20 protein-coding genes are annotated in these 24,457 nt (G+C 66.8%); 3 read left to right on the forward strand and 17 right to left on the reverse strand.

What is annotated here, in order from left to right; all coding sequences use genetic code 11:
- Window positions 1–31: 31 nt before the first annotated feature.
- From EA798_RS02645 to EA798_RS02725, 17 genes are all read right to left on the reverse strand, one after another.
- Complete coding sequence (locus EA798_RS02645; protein ID WP_122097953.1) at window positions 32–793, reverse strand: siderophore ferric iron reductase; 762 nt, start codon at window positions 791–793, stop codon at window positions 32–34.
- Complete coding sequence (locus EA798_RS02650) at window positions 777–2,585, reverse strand: IucA/IucC family protein (protein ID WP_122097954.1); 1,809 nt, start codon at window positions 2,583–2,585, stop codon at window positions 777–779. Before EA798_RS02650 ends, EA798_RS02645 begins: the two co-directional genes overlap by 17 nt.
- Entirely contained in the window at window positions 2,582–3,169 is a 588-nt protein-coding gene (locus tag EA798_RS02655) for a GNAT family N-acetyltransferase (protein WP_122097955.1), read from the reverse strand. Before EA798_RS02655 ends, EA798_RS02650 begins: the two co-directional genes overlap by 4 nt.
- Entirely contained in the window at window positions 3,166–4,320 is a 1,155-nt protein-coding gene (locus EA798_RS02660) for an MFS transporter (protein ID WP_122097956.1), read from the reverse strand. The genes EA798_RS02655 and EA798_RS02660 overlap by 4 nt, the downstream gene beginning before the upstream one ends.
- The gene (locus EA798_RS02665) at window positions 4,317–5,636 is read right to left on the reverse strand and encodes a lysine N(6)-hydroxylase/L-ornithine N(5)-oxygenase family protein (protein WP_122097957.1); all 1,320 of its coding nucleotides are present in this window, start codon (window positions 5,634–5,636) and stop codon (window positions 4,317–4,319) included. Before EA798_RS02665 ends, EA798_RS02660 begins: the two co-directional genes overlap by 4 nt.
- 11 nt (window positions 5,637–5,647) lie before the next feature.
- Window positions 5,648–7,171, reverse strand: coding sequence for a pyridoxal phosphate-dependent decarboxylase family protein (locus EA798_RS02670; protein ID WP_122097958.1), 1,524 nt, complete (start codon window positions 7,169–7,171; stop codon window positions 5,648–5,650).
- A gap of 195 nt (window positions 7,172–7,366) precedes the next feature.
- Window positions 7,367–7,864 carry an RNA polymerase sigma factor gene (locus EA798_RS02675; protein WP_122097959.1) on the reverse strand — a complete coding sequence of 166 codons (498 nt, stop codon included), beginning with the start codon at window positions 7,862–7,864 and terminating at the stop codon, window positions 7,367–7,369.
- A gap of 94 nt (window positions 7,865–7,958) precedes the next feature.
- Window positions 7,959–10,349: a putative bifunctional diguanylate cyclase/phosphodiesterase gene (locus EA798_RS02680; RefSeq protein ID WP_122097960.1), complete on the reverse strand. Its 2,391-nt coding sequence runs from the start codon at window positions 10,347–10,349 to the stop codon at window positions 7,959–7,961.
- On the reverse strand, window positions 10,343–11,278 hold the full coding sequence (locus tag EA798_RS02685; protein ID WP_122097961.1) for an ABC transporter substrate-binding protein: 936 nt from the start codon (window positions 11,276–11,278) through the stop codon (window positions 10,343–10,345). The genes EA798_RS02680 and EA798_RS02685 overlap by 7 nt, the downstream gene beginning before the upstream one ends.
- A gap of 152 nt (window positions 11,279–11,430) precedes the next feature.
- The gene (locus EA798_RS02690) at window positions 11,431–12,486 is read right to left on the reverse strand and encodes a protein-glutamate methylesterase/protein-glutamine glutaminase (RefSeq protein WP_122097962.1); all 1,056 of its coding nucleotides are present in this window, start codon (window positions 12,484–12,486) and stop codon (window positions 11,431–11,433) included.
- Between the two features lie 19 nt (window positions 12,487–12,505).
- Entirely contained in the window at window positions 12,506–13,312 is an 807-nt protein-coding gene (locus tag EA798_RS02695; protein ID WP_122097963.1) for a CheR family methyltransferase, read from the reverse strand.
- Window position 13,313: 1 nt separating this feature from the next.
- Window positions 13,314–13,811: a chemotaxis protein CheW gene (locus EA798_RS02700; RefSeq protein ID WP_122097964.1), complete on the reverse strand. Its 498-nt coding sequence runs from the start codon at window positions 13,809–13,811 to the stop codon at window positions 13,314–13,316.
- A 10-nt stretch (window positions 13,812–13,821) separates the two neighbouring features.
- A complete protein-coding gene (locus EA798_RS02705) occupies window positions 13,822–15,468 on the reverse strand; it encodes a methyl-accepting chemotaxis protein (protein WP_122097965.1) in 1,647 nt (548 codons plus the stop codon).
- On the reverse strand, window positions 15,447–17,693 hold the full coding sequence (locus EA798_RS02710; RefSeq protein ID WP_122097966.1) for a chemotaxis protein CheA: 2,247 nt from the start codon (window positions 17,691–17,693) through the stop codon (window positions 15,447–15,449). Before EA798_RS02710 ends, EA798_RS02705 begins: the two co-directional genes overlap by 22 nt.
- Complete coding sequence (locus tag EA798_RS02715; protein WP_122097967.1) at window positions 17,683–18,024, reverse strand: STAS domain-containing protein; 342 nt, start codon at window positions 18,022–18,024, stop codon at window positions 17,683–17,685. Before EA798_RS02715 ends, EA798_RS02710 begins: the two co-directional genes overlap by 11 nt.
- 1 nt (window position 18,025) lies before the next feature.
- Entirely contained in the window at window positions 18,026–18,391 is a 366-nt protein-coding gene (locus tag EA798_RS02720; RefSeq protein WP_015275608.1) for a response regulator, read from the reverse strand.
- 21 nt (window positions 18,392–18,412) lie between these two features.
- Entirely contained in the window at window positions 18,413–19,498 is a 1,086-nt protein-coding gene (locus EA798_RS02725; RefSeq protein WP_122097968.1) for a methyl-accepting chemotaxis protein, read from the reverse strand.
- 260 nt (window positions 19,499–19,758) lie between these two features.
- Between EA798_RS02725 and EA798_RS02730 the strand changes: the two genes are divergently transcribed.
- The 3 genes from EA798_RS02730 to EA798_RS02740 all read left to right on the forward strand — a co-directional run bounded on the left by EA798_RS02730 (window position 19,759) and on the right by EA798_RS02740 (window position 24,327).
- Window positions 19,759–21,801 (forward strand): PAS domain-containing sensor histidine kinase, encoded by a 2,043-nt coding sequence (locus EA798_RS02730; protein WP_122097969.1) that lies wholly within the window; start codon window positions 19,759–19,761, stop codon window positions 21,799–21,801.
- 13 nt (window positions 21,802–21,814) lie between these two features.
- Entirely contained in the window at window positions 21,815–22,468 is a 654-nt protein-coding gene (locus tag EA798_RS02735) for a response regulator (protein WP_122097970.1), read from the forward strand.
- Window positions 22,469–22,539: 71 nt separating this feature from the next.
- A complete protein-coding gene (locus EA798_RS02740; RefSeq protein ID WP_122097971.1) occupies window positions 22,540–24,327 on the forward strand; it encodes a PAS domain-containing protein in 1,788 nt (595 codons plus the stop codon).
- The last annotated feature ends 130 nt before the right edge of the window (window positions 24,328–24,457 follow it).

Here is a 24,457-nt window from a genome sequence, read left to right on the forward strand (position 1 = left end):
CGGCGGGGTGCCCGTCAACCCGCGCTGCCGCTCAGTGGTCCTGTTCGCGCAGTCGCCTTTCCCGTTCGGCGAGCGGCAGCTTCGGACAGCTGTCGCAGAGTTCGCCATCGGCGCGGCGAAAGTGCTGGCAGCACGCCTTGCGCTGCAGGCCCAGGCGCGTACCGCCTTCGGCCAGCGGTACCGCGAGCAGGCCGCTGGCGCCGGACATGGCGCAAGCCGCCAGCCAGACGTCAGCCGCCCGGCACAATTGCAGGTTGCCGCAACCGTCGAGGCGCTGGCTATGCAGCAGTGCGGCCATGACGCAGTCGGCCGCCAGCCGCTGCGCCAGCTTGGGGTGCAGCCCGAGCAGCGGCCCGCTGACGGCCTGGGCCTGTTCACAGAAGCCACGGATCTGGGCGCCGGCATGGCGCAGCAGGCGCTGGGGCTCGCCCTGCAGTGGCTGGTGATCGGGCAGGCAGAACCCGGCGACGAAGCCCTGTTCGACGCCCTGCGCCAGTCCGTCCAGGCACGGGGCCTGGCCGGCCAGGCGCACCGCGAGCACCTGCAGGTAGATGGGCTGCCAGACCAGCAGCGTCCAGCAGCGCGCCGCCCAGTAGTGGCGGCCCGCTTCCGGACAGGCCTCCCGCCAGTGCGCCAGCAGCCTGGCCACAGACTGCGGATGCTCCAGCGTCAGCTCGTCGGCGCGGGGTGCGCCGACCCGGCCATCGAGGCCCGGCAGCACGCGACGCAGGCGCAGCAGCAGGCTGCCCAGCGCATCCGTGGGCTGCCAGCGCGCTTCAGCGCTCCGGTGCATAGCGCGCCACGGGGTTCTTCAGGGTGCCCGCGAATTTCAGCGCACCGGCCGGATCGGCGAGGTCGAGCATCTGCCGGTTGTTGCCCAGCTGCAGGCGGTTCAGGCAGGAGCGGGCGAATTCCTCGGCGAACAGGTCGTAACGGGCGAACTTGTCGCGCAGCTGCGGCTGGCTGGCCTGATAGTCGGCGATGCAGTCGGCGACCTGCTGCCAGAAGCGCTGCTCCGGCAGGCCGCCCTGTTCGTCGAGAATCTGCGCCAGGTAGCGGAAGAAGCCGTCGAACACGTCGGTGAAGATCGACAGCACCTTGAGCTCGTCCGGCACCGAGACGGCGAGACGGCCGACCGCCTCGGGAATCTTCGCCTCGGCATCGAGGATCACCGCTTCCTCACCGATGTCCTTCATCAGCACGCGGACCGGCACATGGTCTTCCAGCACCAGGATCAGGTTTTCGCCATGGGGCATGAAGACCAGGTCATGGGCATAGAAGCAGTGCAGCAGCGGCTTCAGGTAGGCATTGAGGTACTGCCGCAGCCAGCGGTCGGCGGTGAGTCCCGAGGCGCTGATCAGCGTCGGCAGCAGGGCGCGCTCGTCGCCGTCGCTGTGCAGCAGCGCGGCCATGGTCATCAGCCGCTGGCCGGGTTCGATGTGGCCCAGCGGGCTCTCGCGCCAGAGCGCCGAGAGCATCTTGCGGTAGGGGCTGCTGGCCGGCAGCGCCTGCTCGTAGTAAGGGTTGCGATAGCCGATCGCCGCCACCTCGCGCAGCAGCTGGAAGCCGCAGTCGCGCAGCAGCGGGTCACGCGCCACGCGGCCGGCGAGGTAGGCGTTGATCGCCGGGGTCGCCTGCATGTAATAGGGCGACAGCCCGCGCATGAAGCCCATGTTGAGGATCGACAGGGCGGTCTTCACGTAGCGCCGCTGCGGCTCGCTCTGGTTGAAGAAGGTGCGGATCGACTGCTGCGCCAGGTAACGGTCGTTGCTCAGGCCGAGATAGACGATATGCCGGTTGGCGATCTCCGCGGCGAAACCGATGGCCAGGATGTTGTGCCACTGCCAGGGATGCGCCGGCATCAGCAGATAGTCGTCCGGGTCGAGCTGCAGCGCCTGCAGCTGGTTGTGGAACACGCCGAGCTGGCCACCCAGTTCCTCGCGCAGCAGGGTCGCCTGGTCGAGCCCGTCGATGGCGCTGTAGCTGGCGCGGCTGCGGTGCACGGCGAGCCAGACCAGACGCACCGGGCTGGCGGCTTCCGGCGCGTAGGCGCGGTAATCCTGGGCGTCGAACCCCATCCGCCCGTTGTTGGCGACGAACCCCGGATGACCTTCGCGCATGCCGGTCTCGATCTGCTGGAAGTCCGACAGGGCCAGCTGGGCCGCGCTCAGCGGGCTGTTGGCGAGCTTGTAGGCGCTGCCGAACAGGGTGCTGCTGATCTCGTCCAGGTACAGCGGCAGGTTGGCTTCTGAAAGGCCGAGGACCTCGCTGAACTCGATGATGAACGCCAGGGCATCCAGCGGCTGTGGTGCCCCGTCACTGAGCTTTTCGATGGAGTCGGTGACGATCGACCAGTGATCCAGCGCCAGCCGCCGCGCCCTGAAACGGTACTCGGTCGAGCTGTCCGGCACGGCGACGCGGTAGTGGCTGTCGCCCAGCGGCTCGGGGCTGAGCAGCTTCTCGTGGCTGAACTCGGCCAGCGCCTTTTTCAGCAGCAGGCGATTGGCGCGGGCCCAGCGTTCGGCCTGCAGATGGTCGGTGGCCAGGTCGCTGCTAGCGGTCGGCAGGCGTACGAGCTGATTCATTGCGGGTTCTCCTGAAGGGTGGCGAGGAACTGCGCACGGGTGCAGAACGCCAGGCAGGCGTCCTTCTCCGGCAAGTGCAGCAGGCACTGGTAGACGAAGCCGACGCGCTGGTTCAACGCATGCACCTTGGCGTTGCGGGCGTCGGGCTCGACGACGATGCGGCGGGCGAAAGGGTCGGCGAACTGATAGGCGAGGATGCTGCGCATCACCTCCAGGCTGAAGCCGTGCACCGGGCGCTCGCAGGGGGCGAGCAGCAGGTGCATGCCGCGGTCGCCGGGGCGCACCTGATAGTGGTCGGCGAGGCGGTCGTGGGCCGGGTGGTAGCCCTCGAACAGGAAGGCCGGCTCGCCGTTCCACAGGCCGAGGGCGATGTCGCGGTGACTGCTGCGCTGGATCTCGTCAACGTAGTCGGCCAGCTGCGTCAGGCTCATGTGGCCCATGCCCCAGAAGCGCGCGTAGTCGCGGCGCAGCCAGTCCTGCAGCAGCGGCAGGTGCTCGGCTTGCAGGGTTTCGAAGTGCATCGCGCCGAGGGTGCAGTAGCGGACGAAGCGCGGACCGTCCGCGCGGGAAAGAGCGGTGTTCATGGTTTGGCTCCACAGAGAGGCGCCCCGGCCGGTGCCGAAACCAGCAGCCAGCGCAGGGTGCATGCGGTGAGAACGAGGCCCAGCGCCGAGAGCAGGAACGGCGCGGCGAGGCCGGCATCACGTACCACCACGCCGGCCAGCCAGGAGGCGGTGAGTACGCCGAGGTTCTGGAAGATGTTGATCAGGCTGTAGTCGCGGCCGTAGTGCTCCGGCCGGCTGAGGGCGAACAGTCGCGCATCCAGCGCCACGGTGAGCTGGTACAGCGCCCAGCCGAACAGCACGCGCCCGGCCAGCACCAGCGGCATCTGCTCGACGCCCTGCAACGCCAGCCCGGCGGCGCCGAGCAGCAGCCAGGCGGTCAGTCGTTGACCGGCGTGGTAGTGCAGGGCGAGGGCGAGCAGCGCCAGCATGCCGGGAATGGCATAGACCAGGCCGGTGATCCAGCTGGCCTGTGGTCCGCCGAGCTGTTCCCAGTACAGCGTGAAGAACGGCCGCGCCAGGTAGACGCAGAAGTAGAAGGCCAGCATCAGCAGGCACAGGCGGATGATCGCCAGGTGTTCCTGCGCAGCCCGTGGCGGCGTGCTCGCATCGACCCGTGCCGGCTGCGGCGCATGGCGCAACAGCAGCAGGCTGACGGCCATCTGCACGAAGTCCATCAGCCCCATCAGCACGAACATCCGCGCCGGACTGAGGTAGTGCAGCACGCCGCCGCCCAGCGTCGCGCCAGCGATTGCGCCCAGGTGCACCACCACCGAAAGCAGGCCGATGGTGCGTACCTGCTGGTCGGTGCCTACCAGGCCCATGACGTAGGGATACATCAGCAGGTAGCTGGCCTTGAAGGCGATCATCGCCAGCGACACCGGCCAGAACAGCCACTGCCGGTCGATGGCCGCGCAGGCCAGTGCCAGCACGCCGGCTACCAGTTGACCGAGGATCAGCAGCCGCAGCGGGTGGGCATGGCGTGCCAGGCGCACCCACACGGGCAGTGCGAGCATCGCCACCAGGCACACCGCGGCCAGGTACAGCCCGACCTGCTCGCTGCGCAACTCGCCGAAACGCTCGGCGAAATATTGCGGGTAGAACGGCATCAGCAGGCTGTCGCCGAGCACGGCCAGCAGCGTCATGCCGATCAGTGCGCGTCGCAGCGTCATCGCGCCGCCACCGCGCCCTGAGGCGTAAGCGGCTGCGGCAGGCTGAACTGCTGGAAGGCGATCTTCGTCTCCACCGCGTAGTGCTCGCGCCCGCAGATCTCGCGCAGGATGCAGGCGTTGCGGTAGCAGCCCATGCCGAGATCCGGTGTCACCAGGCCGTGATCGGCAAGCCCGGCGTTCTGCACGAAGACCTCGCCGCCGTTGCGGTCGATGCTGTAGTTGCGCGCCACGGCGAAGCGCTCCGGCGCCTGCCAGGCGATACGTTCGGCGATCGGCTGGATGAAGCGCGGCAGGCGGTACTGATACCCGCTGGCCATCACCAGCGCCTCGCAGCGGTGCCGGTAGCTCTGCTGCAGTTCGTGCTGGAAGAACTCCAGCTCCAGCGTGCCATCGCCCAAGCGCTGGCAGCGGCGCAGTTCGGCGTTGGTCAGCAGCTGGGTCGGCACCTCGCCCTTGAGGCTCTGGTTGTACAGCTCGTCGTAGATGGCATTGATCAGCGTGGCGTTGATGCCCTTGTACAGGCCCTTCTGGCTGTCGATGAGCTTTTCCCGGGTGCTGCGCGGCAGGCTGTGGAAGTAGTCGATGTACTCCGGGCTGGTCATTTCCAGCGTCAGCTTGGTGTATTCCAGCGGGAAGAAGCGCGGCGCGCGGGTGATCCAGTTCAGCTGATAGTCGTGGCGGTCGATTTCCTGCAGCAGGTCATAGTAGATCTCCGCCGCGCTCTGACCGCTGCCGACCACGGTGATCGAGCGCTTGCCCTGCAGGCGTGGCTTGTCCTGCAGGTAGTTGCCGCTGTGGCTGACGTGCTCGGCCACGCCTTCGCAGCAGCTCGGCAGATAGGGCGTGGTGCCGGTGCCGAGTACCAGGCGGCGGGTGAGGAGCTCGAAGCCCTCCCCGCTGCGGGTGTGTACGCCGCGCACCCGATAGCAACGGCGCTCGTCGAAGTAGTCGACGTGCTGTACGGAATGCCCGAAGCGCAGGCTGTCGAGCTGCTCGACCACCCACTGGCAGTACTGGTTGTACTCGCGGCGCATCAGGAAGAAGTCTTCCTTGATGTAGAAGGCGTACAGCCGCCCGACCTGCTTGGCGTAGTTGAGAAAGCTGAAGCGGCTGGTGGGGTCGGCCAGGGTCACCAGGTCGGCCATAAACGGCGTCTGCAGAGTGGCGCTGTCGAGCATCATGCCGGGATGCCAGTTGAAACCCTCGGCGCGGTCAAGGAACAGACAGTCGAGCCCGTCGATGGGCTCGGCCAGGCAGGCCAGACCGAGGTTGAACGGGCCGATGCCGATACCGATGAAGTCATACATCTTGTTCATGTGCGATCTCCTTACTGGTTGGCGCTGCTGGGTAGGTCATCGAGCAGGCGGGTGCCGTGGCCACGAATCAGCTCGACGATGGCGCGCAGGTCGTCCAGCGTGGTTTCCGGGTTGAGCAGGGTGAACTTGAGGTACTGCCGACCCTCGACCACGGTGGCGGCAATGACCGCTGCGCCGGAGCGGAAGATCGCCTTGCGGATCTCGCGATTGATCTCGTCCAGGCGCTCGTCCGCCACGCCGGCGGCGACGAAACGGAACACCAGGGTGCTCAGGCGCGGGGTGAAGACCTCGAACGCCGGGTCGTCGGCAAGCAGGCGATAGGTATCGGCGGCGCGGTCGATGACCTCCTCGAACATCGCACCGATATGCTCGGCACCAAGGATGCGCAGGGTCAGCCAGAGCTTCAGCGCGTCGAAGCGGCGGGTGGTCTGGATGCTCTTGTTGACCAGGTTCGGCGTGCCCTCGCGGGTCTGGCTGCGCGGGTTGAGGTAGTCGGCGTGGTGGGTTATGTAGCTCAGGTGCTGACGCTGGCGAACGAAGAAGCCGCTGCAGCTGACCGGCTGGAAGAACGACTTGTGGTAGTCCACGGTGACCGAGTCGGCGTGCTCGATGCCGGCTAGCCAGTGGCGGTAGCGCGGCGCGACCAGCAGGCCGCCGCCATAGGCCGCATCGACGTGCAACCAGACGCCGTAGTGCTGGCACAGCGCGGCGATCTCCGGCAGCGGGTCGATGCTGCCGAAGTCGGTGGTGCCGGCGGTGGCGACCACGGCCATGGGCAGCTCGCCCAGGCGCTGACAGTCCGCCAGCGCCTGGGCCAGCGCCGGCACGCTCATGCATTGGGCACTGTCGGTTTCGATGCTGCGCACGGCGTCGTAGCCCAGCCCCAGCAGCGCGGCGGATTTCTGCACGCTGAAGTGGCTGGCGCGGGAGGCGAAGATGCGCAGTCGGCGCGCGTCCGGCGGCAGCCCGTGCTGGAGGTTGCCGCCGTGGCCGGGCAAGCGGTTGCAGACGTGCTCACGAGCCAGCAGCAGGCCCATCAGGTTGGACTGGGTGCCGCCGCTGGTGAAGACGCCGTCGGCCTGAGTGCCGAGGCCGATGCGCGCGCAGGTCCAGTCGATCAGGCGCTGTTCGATCAGCGTCCCGCCGGCGCTCTGGTCCCAGGTGTCCAGCGAGGAATTGAGCGACGACACCAGCACTTCAGCGAGCAGCGCCGGCAGCACCACCGGGCAGTTGAGGTGGGCGACGTAGCGCGGATGGTGGAAATACACCGCGTCGCGCAGATAGAGCTGATCCAGCTCGCGCAGCGCGGCACCAGCGTCGCCCAGCGGGCGCTCCAGATCGACGCGCTCGAAATCGGCGGCCAGTTCCTGCGGAAGGATGCCGCTGAACGGCTGCTGCTGGCGCTGCAGACACTGCTGCACCAGGTTCAGACCCTGCTGCAGGAGCCGACGATAGTCATCATGATTGCTGCGGGTGAAGAGCCCGTTGCTGGTGGGGCCGGGGGCGAAAGGCACTACGGTACTGGACGGGATCATGCACATTCCTCGGGCCGAGCGCGGCCGCGACCCGGAGCGGGCCGTTTTCGCGGCTTCGGTGGTTTCTTGTCTGGCGGCTGGACCGCACGAAAGCATCTGCGAGGATGCCGGTTAATCGAGAATTACTCTCAATTGCGCAAGGGCACAGGCAAGACGAATCAGCGCGGAAAAACCATTACGGGGTCGAAGAAAAAATTACGGCCGCTCCAGTCGCTGGCGCGCCTTGGCCAGCTGAGCGATCACGGTGTTCACCGAAATGCCCAGGCGCTCGGCGATCTCCGCCTGGCTGAGTCCTTCCAGCCGGGCCAGTTCGAATACCTCACGGCAGCGCGGTGGCAGATCGTCGAGCTGGCGCAGCACGCGTAGAAGCGCACACTGGTGTTCCACCAGTCCGCAGGGATCGGCCTGCACGGCCTCGATCAATTCCAGCGGTGCCTCGTCGCTGGCCCCGACAAGCGCACGATGGCGCAGGGCATCACGCAAGAGGTTGGTGGCGATGCGAAAGAGATAGGCCTTGGGGTTATCCAGGTGCTGCGCCGGCATGACCTGCGCCAGTTTCAGCCAGGCGTCGTGGGCCAGGTCCTCGGCCAGTGCTCGACAGCCGCCGAGGCGGGTCAGATGGGCGACCAGTTGCTGGCGATGGTGGATGTAGCACTGCAGGCAGGCTTCGGGAATCTTGTTGTTGTCGCGCATGGGAGCGTGCCGCCGGAGGGGGCAACGAACCTAGCTCAACTGAGAATTAATCGCAATTGAAGGCGGTTTGCCGGTATGCCCGCGCAGATGCAGATCAGGCGTCCAGTGGCAGCTGCAGGTTGATCGGGCCGCCGTTCTGCTGCAACCGGCACTGCGCCGCCGGCTGTGGCCGAGCGTAATAGAAACCCTGCAGGCTGGGGCAGCCGTTGAGGCGCAGGAACGCCGCCTGACGCTCGTTCTCTACCCCTTCGGCGACCACGTGCAGGCCGAGGTGGCTGGCCATGGTAAGGATGCCCCGCACCAGCGCGACGGACTCTTCACTGTCGGGCAGGCCGCTGACGAATTCGCGGTCGATCTTGATGCCGTCGAAGCGGAAGCGCTGCAGATAGGTCAGCGAGGCATAGCCGGTGCCGAAATCGTCGAGCAGCAGCGGCAGCCCGGCGGCCTTCAGGCGGGTAAGCGTCTGCTGCACGTGCTCGTCCGCTTCGAGCAGCGCGCTTTCGGTGATCTCCAGCTCGAGCATGCTGGTCGAGGCGCCTTCCTCTTCGAGTATCGCCAGCAGACTGCCGGCCAGGTCGGCCTGCCTGAAATCCAGTGGCGAAAGGTTGACCGCGATGCGCAGCGAGTAGCCCTGTGCATGCCAGCGGCAGGCCTGGCGGCAGGCTTCGCGGAACACCCAGCGCGTCGCCTCGATGATCATGCCGCTGTCTTCCAGCACCGGGATGAACTCTCCGGGCGGTACCAAGCCGCGCTCCGGCGAATTCCAGCGCAGCAGGGCTTCCATGACTTCGGGCTCGCCCTGGGCATTGACCTGGGCCTGGTAATGCAGCACGAACTCGTCCCGGTCCAGCGCCCGGCGCAGGGCCTGCTCGAGGGCGCGGCGTCCGGCGGCGGCATCGCTGAGCGCGTCGTTGTAGAACACCGTGCAGTTGCGGCCGGCATCCTTGGCCGCATACAGCGCCAGGTCCACCTGCTTGAGCAGGTCGCTGGCGCTGTGCCGGCCGTCGCTGATGGCAACGCCGATGCTTGGGCTGACGTAGCACTCGTACTGGCCGATGCGCACCGGCGGCCGGAAGCCTTCGATGATGCACTGGGCCAGCTGCTCGGCGCGGATGTGGTTGCTGCCGTCGAGCAGCAGCATGAATTCGTCGCCACCGCTACGCGATAGCAGCGCATGCTCGGGCATCAGCCGGCCCAGGCGGTCGCCGATCTGCACCAGCAGCTTGTCGCCGATCTCGTGACCGAGGCTGTCATTGATGCGCTTGAAGTGGTCCAGGTCGAGGTAAAGCAGCGTCAGCGGCAGGCGCGCCGCGAGCAACTGTTCGAGGCGCTGCACCAGGTAGTTGCGATTGGCCAGCTGCGTCAGCGGATCGAAGTGGGCGAGAAAGCGCAGACGCTGTTCGGCGCGCAGGCGGTCGCTGATGTCGCGCAGCAGCACGAGGAAATGGCGAACACCGTAGCGCTGGAATGGCGTGCAGCTGATCTCCAGCGGCACCTCCCGATCATGACGGCGACCGGTCAGCTCCAGCGGCGTGTTCGCCGGGGTGCTCAGCAGGCGGGTGGTGGCATCGCTTTCCAGCAGGCGATCACCCGGCAGGTTGCCCAGCAGCTCCGCCGGGGTACAGCCGAACAGCGCTGCCGCCGCAGGGTTGGCCTGCAGCACGCGCAGCTCGCGGTCTACCACCAGCATGCCGATCGGCGCGGTGTCGACCAGGTCGCGGAACAGCTGCTCGCTCTCGCTGAGCGCCAGCTGGCGCTCGTGCAGCTGGTTCATCATCTGATTGATGGTTCTGGCCAGCCGGCCGATCTCGTCGCGGCCGCCGACCGACAGGTTCTGCGGTTGCTGATCGATGGCGAATTGACGTGCGGCCTGGTCGATGCGGGCCAGGCGGCGCGTCAGCAGACGGCCATAGAGGCGGTTGAGGATCAAGCCGAGCAGCAGCAACAGGGTCAGCGTCTGCGCCAGGTAGAACCAGGCCTCGCGCTTGGTCTGCGCCAGCATCGGCGCGAAGTCGTACTCCACCAGCAGCGCTTCGCGAAGCGGCGTACCGTCCTGGGCGACACGGTCCAGCGGGTAGATCGCCAGCTGCCTGGAACCTTCGCCGAACCAACCCGCGCGGCCGCCGTTCACCTGTTTGGCGAGTTCGCCAGCATCGATCAGCGTCAGGCGCTCGGGTGACAGGCCCAGCTGGGTCGTGGCGATCACCTGTAGCCCGCGGTCGATCACCATCGCCCAGAGCACACCTTCCAGGCTGGCCAGATCGGCCAGCTCGGTTTCCAGCTCGGCGTTGCGGCCGAGGCGGCGATGATCGCTCAGGCTGCTCTGCAACAGGGCAAGATGCTGCGAGGTGTGATTGCGCCAGCCGGCGAGATTTTCCTCGATACGGGTCGGCAGGTGCCAGGCAGTCAGCATGACCGTGAACAGCAGACCGAAGATGCCCAGCAGCAGGGGCAGCGATCGGCGAAGCGACAACCTTGTCAGCATTTTCGACCCTCGCAGCGAGCGATCAGATTGATCGGGTTCGAACCGTTGAGCAGCCGGCGTTCGCGCAGATACTGGCTGAGCTGCCCGATGCTCTGCTGCAACTGGCCCTCGTCGAACCACTCACGGTTGACGGCGCGATCACCCATCAACAAGCCGTCTAGGGTGACCTGCAGTGCCATCGGCGTCAGGCCCAGGCGCGCATGCAGGCGCGGATCGGTTTCACCTCGATTGTCCTGCCATGTGCGCAGTGCATCGAACCAGAGCGCTCTGAGTTTCTGCCGCTGCTCGGTGTTGACCCGCTGCCGGTCGACCACCAGTACGTCGACGATTTCGCCGGGCAGCTGGCGGCTGTCGAAGATGCGCCGGGCGCCCTTGCTTTCCAGCGCCGGAGCCTCCGAAGCAAAGGTGATGACAGCGTCGACATCGCCAGCGGCGAAGGCGGCAGCCTGCTCATGCACCGGCAGGCTGACCACCTGCAGATCGTCGATCCGCAGCCCGGCCTGATCCAGCACGCGGGAAAGGAAGTAGGCGCCCAGCGCAGTGTTCTCGACGCCGATGCGATGGCCGGCGAGGTCCTTCAGGTCGGTCAGCGGCGCGCGGGCGAACAGCGCATCGGCGCCAGCTGAAACGTTGGTGACCAGAATGATCTCAAGATTGAGCTCCGCTGCGCTGTCCTGCAGCAGCAGCGTTTCATCGAGGGTGAGCATGGCGGCATCCAGCATGCCGTTGCGAAAACCGCGCAGTACGCCGGTGGTGGTCGGGTACTCGACCAGCCGGACGCCGCTGGGGGCTGTCCAGCCGAGGTCGTCCGCGAGGTAGATCGGCGCATAGCCAAGCCAGCGATTGCTGCCGATGCGAATGGCTTCCGAATCGGGCTGGCAGCCAAGCAAGGCGATCAACAGCAGCAGGACGGTAGTGCAGCGGAACATACGATTTCTCCGCGATATCTGTTGGCCACCATAGCGGAACCGTACGGTCACGGGAATCCCTGCTAAAGCAGGGGACATTGACTGGATGCATCGGCGGGTGCGCTGAATCGCTTCAGCGATGGTCGATCGACACCAACCGCACGGCACGGTGCTCAGTTGCGGCAGGTTGCACGGGCATAGTCGGTGATCAGCCTGGGCAGGTTTTCCAGGGCCTCGGTGCTCTGCGCAGCGCCAATCTGCAGCGCCTCCTTGGGCATGCCGAAGACCACGCAGCTGGCTTCGTCCTGCGCCACGGTACGGGCACCGGCCTCGCGCATGTTCAGCAGGCCCCGTGCGCCATCGTCGCCCATGCCGGTCATGATGATGCCCAGCGCGTTGTGCCCGGCATGCCGCGCCACCGAGCGGAACAGCACATCCACCGAGGGTTTGTGGCGGTTGACCGGCGGCCCGTCGAGCACTTCGACGAAGTACTGCGCACCGCTGCGCTTGAGCTGCATGTGCCGCCCGCCGGGCGCGACCAGCGCCAGTCCGGCGCGCACCCGATCCATATGGCGCGCCTCTCGCACTTCGATCTGGCACAGGTTGTTCAGTCGCTGGGCGAAGGCTGCGGTGAATTTCTCCGGCATGTGCTGGACGATGACGATGCCCGGGCTGTCCGCCGGCAACTGGCGCAGCACCAGCTCCAGTGCCTGGGTGCCGCCGGTCGAGGTGCCAAGCGCGATGACACGATCGGTGGTGGTCAGCCCCGCCGCCGGCGATGGCTCCCGGGACGGGCTGCTGGGTTTCGGTTGCGCACGCACGGCGGCGCGCGGCCGGCTGCGGGCTGCCTGTTCGATCTGCCGGATCAGCTCGCTGGAGAGGTGCTGCAGGCTTTCCTTGAGGCCCAGTCGGGCCTTGGTGAACACACCGACCGCTCCGGCTGCCAGCGCTTCTAGGGTGATCGCCGCACCGGCCTCGGTGAGGGTCGAGCAGATGATCGCCGGTGTCGGTCGTTCAGCCATGATCTTGCGCAGAAAGGTGATGCCGTCCATGCGTGGCATCTCCACGTCCAGCACCAGCACGTCCGGCCAGTCGCGCTGCATCTTTTCCAGGGCGAACAGCGGGTCGGCGGCCTGACCGATGACCTGGATGCCCGGGTGGCTGTCCAGGCAGGCGGTCAGTACCTGGCGCACCAGCGCGGAGTCGTCGACGATGAAGACCTTGATCATGTGTGGCTACCTGGCTGGTTCATAGACGCTCGAACACCGAAGGCGCCACACCGCGCAACGGCAAACCGAAACCGTGCACGCTCTCGGCGTGGCCAATCAGCAGCAGACCGCCCGGGCGCAGGTGCTGCAGCAGGCGTGCGGTGATGGCGCGCTTGTCGTCGGCGCCGAAGTAGATCAGCACGTTGCGCAGCATGATCAGGTCCATCGGTTCCAGATCCTGCGGCAGCGGACGCATGAGGTTGATCTCGCGAAAGCTGACCCGCTCGCGCAGCGCCTGGCTGATACGAAAGTTGCCATCCTGAGCGCCGACGCCACGCAGGCAGTGGCGCTTGAGCCAGCCGGCTGGGAAGGCGTCGGTATCGGTCATCGGATAGACCGCCTCGCGAGCCTTGTGCAGCACGCTCTGGCTCAGGTCGCTGGCGAGGATCGACCAGTCGGAGCGGGCGTGCTCGGCCAGTACCATCGCCAGGCTGTAGGGCTCTTCGCCGCTTGAGCAGGCGGCGCTCCAGCAGCGCAGCGGCCCGCGGCGGCCTGCCAGCCACTGGGCGAGAAAGCGGAAGTGCTGCGGCTCGCGGAAGAAGTAGGTTTCGTTGGTGGTCAGCAGGTCGACCACCAGCCGCCGCTCGACCTGCTGCTCCGGCGCGCGCAGCAGATCCAGATACTGCGCATAGTCGCGCAGGCCCAGCGCCCTGAGCCGGCGCATCAGCCGGCCGGCCACCAGCGGTCGCTTGCCTTCGCTCATGCGAATCCCGGAGGCCTCGGCCATCAGCTTCTGCAGATAGCGGAACTCCCGATCGCCCAGCGTTGGCAGGTGGGTCGTCGTCACTTCAGCCTGCCAGCGCCATGACGCGATTGAGCTGCAGGATGTCGTCCAGCGAGAGCACCCGGCGCACGTCGAGGATGATGGTGAAGCCCTGTTCGTTGCGCGCCATGCCGGCGATGAAGTCGGTGCGGATGCCGGTGCCGAAGGGCGGTGCCGGCTCGACCTCATGCCCTTCGATGTCCAGCACCGCATCCACTGCATCGACCACCAGGCCGATGCGCTGCTGTACCTCGTTGAGCTCCAGCTCGATGATCACGATGCAGGTGCGCTTGCTCGCGGCGGTGCGCTCCATGCCGAAGCGCGCCGCCAGGTCCAGCACGGGCACCACGTTGCCGCGCAGGTTGATTACCCCATGGATGCACGCGGGCATCATCGGCACGCTGGTGATCTGGCCGTACTCGATGATTTCCCGGACCAGCTCGATCGGCAGGGCATAGCGCGCCTGGCGAACCCGGAACGAGAGGTGCTGGATGCTGTGCTCGGTGTTGGCGATCTGGTTCATGCGCGCACCCTCAGCTGAAGCTGACGAACTGGCTGTCGTCCACCGACGTCCGCGCCCGCTGCTCGCCGCGTGGGCTCGTGGCCGCCGGGCGTGGGCTGGCGAACGGCACCGGACGCCGCAGCGGCTGCGAGGCGGTGTTGGTGGCGTCGAAGCGGAAGAAGCTGATCAGCTCGAGCAGCTGCCCGGCCTGGGCGTTCATTTCCTCGGAGGTGGCGGCCAGCTCCTCGGAAGCCGAGGCGTTCTGCTGGGTGATCTGGTTCATCTGGCCCATGGCGATGTTGATCTGCTCGGCTCCGCTGCTCTGCTCCTGCGAGGCGGCGGTGATCTCCTGCACCAGGTCGGATGTCTTCTGGATGTTCGGCACGATCTCGTCGAGCAGCGACCCGGCCTGCTCGGCCAGTTGCACGCTGTTGCTGGCGACACCGCCGATCTCCTGGGCAGCGACCTGACTGCGTTCGGCCAGCTTGCGCACTTCGGCGGCGACCACCGCGAAGCCCTTGCCGTGATCGCCGGCACGTGCGGCCTCGATGGCGGCGTTGAGGGCGAGCAGGTTGGTCTGGTAGGCGATGTCGTCGATGATGCCGATCTTGTCGGCGATCTGCTTCATCGCCTGGACCATGTCGCGTACCGCACGGCCGCCTTCGACGGCGTCATTGGCGGCCTTGCCGGCAATGTTGTCGGTGATCTTCGCGCTTTCGGTGTTCTGTGCGATCGAGGCGGACATCTGCTCCACCGAGGCGGTGGTTTCCTCAACGCTGGCGGCCTGCTCGCTGGCGGCCTGGCTCAGCGACTGCGAGGTGGCGCTGACTTCCTCGGAGGCCGACGACAGCGAGTCGGCGGCGCTGCGAACGTCGCTGATGACGTTGCGCAGGCGTTCGGCCATGTTGTTCATCGAACTGAGCAGGCGCCCGGTTTCATCCTTGCTGTTGACCTCCAGCTGCACGCCCAGATCACCGGCGGCGAGGCTGTCGGCAACGCTGACGGCACGATTGAGCGGGCGGGTGATGCTGCGCGTGACGAGCATGCCGACGATGAAACCGAGCACCACGGCGAGCAGGATCAGGCCGATCATCTGCGTCTTGGAGCCGAGATAGATCGCGTTGATCTGCGCGTTCGCTTCCTGGGCGCGGTCGCGGCGGAACGCCACCGCTTCGGACATCAGGTTGTCCACCGTCTCGCCGCTGCGCGACAGTGCCGGAAACAGCTCGCTGAAGGCGCTCTGCTCGGCCAGTTCGGCCGATGCCAGGTGGATCGAGAGGATTTCGTTGAGCCGGCGCTCGTAGTCGGCCAGCGGCTCATCGATGCGGTTGACCAAGGCCTTGGCCTGATCGGAGTGGAAGGACTTCTTGGCCTGCTCCAGAGTGGCGCGGGTATCGACCAGCGCTTTCTGCGCTGCCGCGGCGGAGCTGTCGCGTGCTTCCTGGGTGGTGGCCAGCAGCGAGCCGCGCAGGGCGCGCCCGGCGATGATCAGCGAATAGTTGGCGCTATGCACCGCGTCGATGCCGGTCAGGTCGCGCTCGTACATCAGATCGGACAGCTCGCTGACCTCGGAGAGGTTGCGGATGCCGAGCAGGCCGACGGCGATGGTCAGCATCACCACCAGCAGGAAGCCCAGGGTCAGGCGCGCGCCGATTTTCATGTTGCGGAAGAATTGCATGGGGTTTCTCCTTGCTGACCTGCGGCGATCTGGCGGGGCTGGCTGGTACGCAGATCAGCAGGGCTCGCTTCGACGTGGGTATGCAGATGACGGAACAGACTGGGAATATCCAGGATCAGGGCGACTTGCCCGCTCCCGAGAATGGTTGAGCCGCCAATGCCCTGCAGATGCTGGAACAGCTGGCCGAGGGGCTTGATGACGGTTTGCAGTTCACCGTGCAGGTGATCGACGATCAGCCCGGCCTGTTGCCGGCCGTGACTGACGACAATGATGTTGCGGCGCTTGCTGGGGGCCTCGCGCAGTTTGAAATGCGCGGCCAGCGACAGGCACGGCAGCGGTCGGCCGCGCAGGTCGAGGTAGCCGTAGGCGGCGCCATCGAGCTGATCGGCCTCCAGCTCCAGGCATTCGGTGACCATGTCCAGCGGAATGACGAAGTAGTCGTCGCCAAGGCTGATCAGGAAGCCATCGATGATGGCCAGGGTCAGCGGCAGGCGGATGCGGAAGGTGCAGCCTTCGCCAGGTCGCGAGTCGATCTCGATGGTGCCGCGCAGCGCATCGATGGCGCTGCGCACCACATCCATGCCCACGCCACGCCCGGAAAGGTCGGAAACGTTGTCGGCGGTAGAAAACCCGGCGGCGAAGATCAGCATTTGCACGTCGTGATCGCTGAGGTTCGCCTGGGCATCGATCAGGCCGCGGGCAACGGCCTTCTCGCGGATGCGCCGGGTGTTCAGCCCGTGGCCGTCGTCGGCGACTTCGATGACGATCATCCCCGACTCGTGATACGCGTCCAGGCGCAGATGCCCTTCGGCCGACTTGCCTGCCGCGAGGCGCTGGTCGGCCGGCTCGATGCCGTGGTCGATGGCGTTGCGCACCAGGTGGGTCAGCGGGTCGGCCAGCCGATCAATCACCGCCTTGTCCAGTTCGGTGTCGGCGCCTTGTATCTCCAGGCGGATGTCCTTGCCCAGCTGCTGGCTGACGTCGCGCACCACACGGTGGAAGCGGTTGAAGGTGTCGCCGATCTCGATCATGCGCAGCTTCAGCGCCGCTTCACGGATCTGTTCGACATGCAGATTGACCGTCTGCGTGCTTTCGATGCAGGCGGCGTCGCCCTTCAGCTGGGCCCGCAGCTGGGCACCGGCGGCGCTGATCACCAGTTCGCCAACCAGGTTGATCAGCTCGTCGAGCTTGTGCGCGGCGACGCGGATCTGGCTGTTCTCCTGGTTGCGCTTCTCGCGCACCGTCTGTTGCTTGGCCAGCGCTGCGTTGACGCCCTGGGCCGGCACCATGCCTTGCTCCACCAGTACGCTGCCCAGCGGACGTGGCTGTTGCGCGTCGGCAGCCTGCAGGCGCAGCGCCTGGTCCAGTTCCAGCTCGGTGAGCAGGCCGCTGGCGACGAGGATGCGGCCGATCTTCTGGTCGGTTTCCGGCAGCTCGTGGATCAGCCGCAGGTAGTCATCCAGCGCGGCGTTCGGCGGCAGGATGCGCAGCGTGCAGAAGTCGCGGATGAACTCGAAGACGTCTTCGATCTCGGCCTTGCCGGCCGTCGTGCACAGGTCGATCTCCATGCCCAGGTAGCAGCTTTCGGGGTCCATTTCGGCCAGCGCCGGCAGCGCGTCGTCGATCAGTTCCAGCTGCAGGATGTCGCCCAGCCGGCTGAGATAGCGGAGAAAGGAGGCCGGGTCGAACCCGTTGCCGAGGATCTCCGGCTGCAGGCGCAGGGAGATGTGCCAGGCCGCTTCCTGGTCGCAGCTGGCGCATTTGTCGAGGCGGCCGAAAGACTTGCAGGTGTCTGGCTCGATCGTGGTCAGCGGAATGAGGTGACTGTCGTCATGGCTCGTCAGAGCTGCGATCAGCCCAGCATGGCGCGCTTCGTCCACGACCAGCTCGCCGCTGTCCGCGTCGATCAGCTCGACCATCGCATTGACCTCGTCGAGGCCGCGCAGCAGCAGGTCGAGCAGCACGGGCGTGAGCGCCTGCTGGCCCTCGCGGACCTTCATCAGCAGGCTTTCCAGGTGATGGGTGAAGTTCACCAGGGGCGTCAGCGAGAACAGGCCGGCCGACCCCTTCAGGGTGTGCATGGCGCGGAACAGCCCGTTGATGGCGTCCTCGTCGGTCGGCGTCTGCTCGAGCTGCAGCAGGTATTCCTCGGCCTGCTTGGCCAGGTCATGGGCCTCTTCGACGAAGCTCAGCAGCAGTTGGCTCCACTGTTGGTCATTGAGCATGGCGATCTCCGCTTGCTGCCGGCCCCTGGCTGGAGAACAGCCCCTGCAGATGCAGCAGCTGGAGCAGTTCGAGCGCGCTGGCGCTTGGGTTGCAGACTTCCAGGGTGGCGTCGCTCAGGCGCAGCTGGCGCTGGGCGGCGAGCAGCAGCTGGGCGCCGGCGGTATCCAGTTCGTCGAGTGCGCTGAGGTCCAGCTGCCAGTGGCCGCTGGGCTGCCCGCCGAACGCGCCCAGCAGCGCGTCGCGTGCGTCGCGCACTTCATAGATGGTCAGGCTGCCGCTCAGGACCAGACGCGTGCCGGCCTCGCTGGCCTGCTGCTCGAGTGTGAACATTTCAGCCGGCCAGTTTTTCGACGGCCGACAGCAGCTGCTGCGGCTGGAACGGTTTGACGATCCAGGCCTTGGCTCCCGCGGCCTGGCCTTCGGCCTTCTTGCCCTGCTCGCTTTCGGTGGTGAGCATGCAGATCGGCGTGAAACGGTAGGCCGGGTTGGCCTTGACCGCCTTGACCAGGCCGATGCCGTCGAGGTTGGGCATGTTCACGTCGCTGATGATCAGGTTGATCTTCTGCCCGGTGAGCTTGGTCAGCGCATCGCGGCCATCGACCGCCTCGATCACCTGGTGGCCGGCGCCGGTGAGGGTCATCTTCACCAGCTGGCGCATGGACTGCGAGTCGTCGACGATGAGAATGGTCTTGCCCATGAAAATGTCTCCTTGGCGGGGTCAGAAAAAGGTCACGTCGTCGGTTGAGGCGCTGCTGCGTTTGACGCCGTGGCGCTCTTCGTCGGTGGTGAAGCGCTGGCGCAGCTCGCGCAGCCAGCGTTGCGGGTCGAGCACGGCGCTGTCCTGACGGTCGACGGCCTCGTGCAGGCGCTGCATGTCCTGCTGCAGGTGGTCGAGCATCTGGTCGGTGCGATCCTGGAACTGCAGGTTGACGACGATTTCTTCGATGTCCGCCTGGGTGTGGCGGGTGTCCTGCTGCAGCAGCAGCGAGGTGTCGGAGAGCTCTTCCAGGCTGGCACTCAGGCCCTGCATGACCTCTCCGGTCACTTCATCGAGGTAGTGCAGGTTGCTCTGTTCGGTATTGCTCAATTCTTCGGCGGCGCTGACCGTGGCGCTGATCGCCTGGTTGATTTCGCCGACCTTCTGGTCCATGTCCTGGCCGGTTTCGGCCGACAGCGTGGACAGCTTGCGCACTTCATCGGCGACCACCGAGAAGCCGCGGCCGTAGTCGCCGGCACGGGCCGCCTCGATGGCGGCATTGAGCGCCAGCAGGTTGGTCTGGCGGGCGATGTCCTGAACCAGCCGCGACATGTTCTGCAGTTCGCTGGCGTGCTGATTCAACTCGCCGATGGTGCCGAGCAGTTCGGCCTTGCGCTCGCTGGCGGCATGAAAGGCACCCGTCACCATGTTCAGCTGATCGCGCGCCTGGCGCAGGCTGCTGGCCATGCCATTGCCGCCGACCACCGCTTCGGAGGTGTTCAGGGTCTGCTGCAGGCGTTGCGTCATGCCGGAGAAGCGGCTGAACAGTTCGCCGACACTGCCTTGCTGCACCTGGCGCACCTGATCCACGTTGCTGCGCCAGGTGGGAACCACGGCCAGCAGCAGCGCTTCGACTGCCGAGCTGGCCGGCGCCACCGGTGCGCTTGCCGGCTCGGGGTTTGCATGCGGCGTCGGTGCGGCCGGGCGCAGCAGCAGCGCGGCGCCGGCGCTGCCGAGCAGCCCGGCGACGGTCATCCACGGCCAGCCAAGGCCCACGCCCGCGAGTCCTGCGGCGATTGCAATCCAAAGTGTGCTGTAGGCGATCATCTCACCCTGCCTCCCGGTTCATGTGCGGCGAACGATAGGCAGCCGGAAGCGGGGCGGGTATCGGGCAAACCCCTAGGGTGGCCTAGGGCGCATGGGGGCTAAAGTTTTCCGCGAATCTGCCGGGCGTCGGCCCTGAGTGCTCTAGTTCGCCCTCTGGCGATCAAGCGTTGCAGCGGGTTGTCTACAGTGAGACTGGCGCAATGCGCATCCCCGCGCGGCCTCATGCCGGACGGACGCCTTCGAGGAGTGACAGCATCGCAATGATCCCCAATGCTGCCGATGTCGCTGCGAGTCTTCATGCCTCACGCCGTGCGCTGAGGGTGGCACCGTGGAAGATCGTCCTGGCCTATGCCCTGGTGGCGGTGGTGTGGATCTTCGCGACGAACCTGATCATCACCGCGCTGGGCTTGCCCGAGTCGAGCTATACGCTGCGCATCGCGGTGTTCGTGCTGTTCACCGCCCTGGGGATCTGGTGGTACACACGACGGCTGGCCGACGGGGTGATGCGCTCGCAGAAGCTGGTGGGCCGCGCCGAGAACAGCTACCGCATGCTCTTCGATCGCCATCCAGCACCGATGTGGCTGTTCGACAAGCGCACCCTGAGCATCGTCCGCGGCAATCGCCAGGCGGTGGCGGCCTATGGCTACAGCACCGAGGAGTTCGCCCAGCTGGAAGTCCTCGATCTGTACGCGGCCCACGAGCGTGAGCGGCTGGAGGCGCTTGCGCCACCGGCGACGCCGCAGCAGTTGGCCGGGCTGCGCCAGCATGTGGCGCGCGACGGCCGCGAACTGAATGTCGAGGTGCTCTGCAGCGCGCTGGATGTCGACGAGTCGCCCTTCGCGCTGTTGATGGCGCAGGATGTCAGCGCGCATTTCCAGACCGAAACGCAGCTGGCCGGCAATCTCAGAAAACTGGAGCTGGCGCGGCGGGTAGCCCGCATGGGGCATTGGCAGCGGCTGCCGGGCAGCGAACAGGTCGACTGGTCACCGGAGATGGCTGACGTGCTCGGCGTCGCCAACGTTCGTGCGCTGAGCTGGACGGCCTTTCTCGATTGCCTGCATCCGGATGATCGCCCTGCAGTGGCCGCTGCCCATGAGCAGGCCGAGCGGCACGCAAGTCTCGCCCATGAGTTCCGTGTGCTGGGCGCGGGGGGCGAGCAACGCTGGATGTTCGAGCGCATACAGCTCCTCGGCGGCCGCCAGCGGGCGCTGTTTGGCGTGCTGATGGACGTCACCGAACTCAAGGCCGCAGACAGCAACCTGGCCGACGAGAAGCGCCGCTACGAACGCATGGTCGACGGCCTGCCCGACGGCGTGCTGATGTTGCGCCAGGGCCGCATCCACTACGCCAATGCGGCCGCGCGCCGTCTGCTGGCCGGCGATCCGCTGCAGCCTCTGAACGCCCAGCCGTTCCTCGACTTCGTCGCCGAGCATCAGCGCGCCCGCGAGGCTGCCCGGCTGGAGGCCCTGCAGCGCGGGGTTGCGGGCGGCCAGCCGCAGCGCTTGCTGCTGGTATGCCGCGACGGCCGGCCGTTCGAAGCGGAGGTCACCGAAACGCTGTTGCCCGCCGGCGGTGACGCCGAGGTGCAGCTGCTGATCCGCGATGTCAGCCAGGCCGAGCAGCTGCGGCGCGATCTGGAGGAGGCCAACCAGCGGCTGCAGCATCTTTCGCAGCGGCTGATCGAGGTGCAGGAGATCGAGCGGCGCGAGGTGGCGCGTGATCTGCACGACGACGTCGGCCAGCACCTGACCGGCTTGAAACTGCATCTGCAGCGGCTGATCCGTCGCCAGGCTGGCGACAGCGAGTTCGAACGCCTGTCGCAACCGCTGGTGGCCGGCGTGGATGCGGCGCTGGCCAAGGTGCGCAGCCTGTCGCTGTCGCTGCACCCGCTGCAGCTGGAAACGCTCGGGCTGGAAGCCGCCGTGCGCTGGCACCTGCAGCATTTCCTCGAAGCCAGCGGCACGAACTGGGCGCTGGAGGTTCGCGGCTCGACCACGGAAATCCCGCCCGGCAGGGCGGTGGCGGCGTTCCGGCTGGTGCAGGAGGCGGTGAACAACGTCGCGCGGCATGCACGGGCGCGCACGGTGCGCATCCTCATGGTCTGCGATGAACACGAATTGCGCCTGGAAATCCTCGACGATGGCTGCGGCTTCGACGTGCCAGACGCGCTGCAGGGCGCCCAGAGCCTGGGGCTGACCAGCATGCACGAGCGAGTCGCCTCATTCGGTGGCGACCTGCGGATTTCCAGCCTGCCAGGCATGGGGACGCGCATCACCGCGCTTCTGCCGGCGCCGAACGACTGATGAGGATGAGCTTTTGAACAAGCGTGTTGCCCTGGTTGACGATCACGCCCTGGTGCGGGCCGGTCTGCGTGCGCTGGTCGAGGATCAGCCCGGCTACGAGGTGGTCGCCGAGGGCGGCGACGGCCAGGATGTGGAGGCGATCCTGCGCCAGGCGCGCCCGGACATTCTGCTGCTGGACCTCAGCATGAAGCACATGGGCGGGCTGGACGCGCTGCGCCAATGGCACGGCCAGTATCCGCACGTGCAGGTGTTGATCCTGTCCATGCATGCCACCGCCGACTACGTGCTGGCGGCGCTGCGCCTGGGTGCCCGCGGCTATCTGCTCAAGGACGCCGCCGCGCAGGAACTGGACATGGCCCTGCAGGCGCTGTCGCGCAACGAGTCGTATCTCAGCCCCGGTATTGCGCAGACGGTGATCAGCTCGGCGATCGTCGAAGGCCGCAGCCGCGAGACAAGCCTGACTCCGGTGCTGACGCCGCGACAGATCGAGATCCTGCGCCTGATCGCACGTGGCGTATCGACCCGCGATATCGCCGGCGGCCTCGGGCTCAGCGTGAAAACCGTGGACACCCACCGCGCGCAGATCATGGCGCGGCTGAACCTGCACGACGTACCGTCGCTGGTGCTCTACGCGGTGCGGCAGGGGCTGATCAGCCCCGACGACTAGGGGTTTGCCTGATAGCGCGACGGTCGTCGCGCCGCCACAGTGTGGCCTGGCCCCGGCAAGCGAGATCCACCATGCATCCCCACTCCGCCGACGTGTTCGTCGACGCCTATCTGGCAAGGCACGCCGGTCCTGCGGCTGCGGCGCAACGTCCGGCCTGGCAGGCGCCATGGCTACTGGCGCTGCTTGCGGCCGCGGTGAGCCTGCTGGCAGGCGTGCTGTGGCGCTCACTCGGCCTGCCGACCGGGCCTGCGCTGGTGCTGCCGGGAATCGCCGTGGCTGGCGCGTTGCCGGTCTACCTCTGTGCGCGCTTGCTGAACCAGCGCAGGAGATTGGCCCATACGCGCGGGGAGGTCGCCTTGCTGCGCCAGCTCTGTTCGCTATGGGCGCAATCCGAGGACGCCTGCCTGAAAGAGGTCGATGCCCACGGACGGCTGCTGGCGATGAGTGAACGCGGCCGCCAGCTGATGGATGTATGCGATTTCGATGCGCTGCGCGGTTCGGACTGGCTCGGGGTCTGGCCCGGCGAAGCCGCCGTCGCCGCGCGGGACGCCTTCGCGCGCGCCCGTGCCGGTGAGCTTGCACGCTTCTCCGGCTCTTGTCCGACGCTGGCCGGCGTTGCGAAATGGTGGGATGTGCTGATCATGCCGCTGCCGGGGGCTACCGGGGCAGCATCGATGCTGGTGCTGTCCTGGGACGTCACCGAAATGCGGCAACGTACGTGCCAGCTGCAGGCCACCAACGACGAACTCACCACCTTGCTGGAGCACCTGGACGACGGTTTCTGCCGGCTCGATCGCTCGTGGCGGCTGGTGGAGCTCAACGGCCGGGCGGTCGCCCTTCTGCAGCGCCCGCGCCGCGAACTGCTCGGCACCGTGCTCTGGGATCTGCTGCCGCAGGCGCGTGGCGCCGAGCTGGGTGTCGCCCTGCAGGAGGTGATGGACCTGGGCATCGCGCGGCGAATCGAGACCTTTTCGCCGCAGTATCAGGGCTGGTATCGCATCCATGCTTATCCGCATGCGGACGGTCTGTATCTGTTCTTCAGCGACATCAGTCGCGACGTGGCGGGCGCCCAGACAGCCCTGGCGGTGCAGGCGCGCCTGCGCCTGACTCAGCAGGTCGGGTTGTTCGGCGACTGGCAATTCGACCTGACGAGTCAACGCCTGGATTTCTCCGACCAGGCCCTGCAACTGCTGGGCATGCCGCCGGGCCCCGCCGCCGGCGAGGCGCTGCTGGAGCGTTTGCATCCGCAGGACAGGCTGGGGTTCGTGGCCGCCATGCTCGATCTGGCCGAGGGGCAGACCGGGTTCGATGCACGGGTTCGCCTGGGCGGCACCGCTGCCGAGGGTTGGCGTCACTTTCATTTTGCCGGCACGGTGATTCGCACCAAGGCGCACCCCGCCGGTTTGCTGGTGGGCTGCCTGCAGGATGTGACCGAGCAGCAACGGCGCGAGGCGAGCCTGGAGGATGCCGAGGCGTTTACCCGCGGCATCATCGATGCCTTGCCGCTGGCCATCGGGGTGGTCGATGGCAACGGCAGGCTGATCACCGCCAATCAGGTCTGGATGGCCGGCGGCAACGCTCCGGCTGCCTTGTCCGGATGCGAGACGCTGGATTACCTGGCACGCTGCCGGGCGGCCACCGTCGACGGGTTCGATGCCGGCGCCAGGCTGGCAGACGGCATCGAGGCGCTGCTCGCCGGCACTGGCGATCCGTTTGTCTTCAGCTACGAGCACGGCCGTGATGCGCAGCGACGCGCTTACCAGAGTTCGGCATTGCTGATGAGTACGCTGACCCGGCGGGTGCTGGTCGTGCACGAGCTGCTTCCGGGGTGCCTCGCAACGGCGAAGGCGTTGCCCTGACTCCCGCTTGAGAGGCCAGGCTGCCGAGTCCGGAGTGCCTGGTGGCTGTGTGCTTTCGCGCTCCTGCTTTTCCTGTTCGCAACGTGTCTGGCGGGCGCTACCGTTCGTCTGGTAGGTTCATGGACAGTAA

It is taken from the genome of Pseudomonas songnenensis (genome assembly GCF_003696315.1).
Classification (GTDB): domain Bacteria; phylum Pseudomonadota; class Gammaproteobacteria; order Pseudomonadales; family Pseudomonadaceae; genus Stutzerimonas; species Stutzerimonas songnenensis.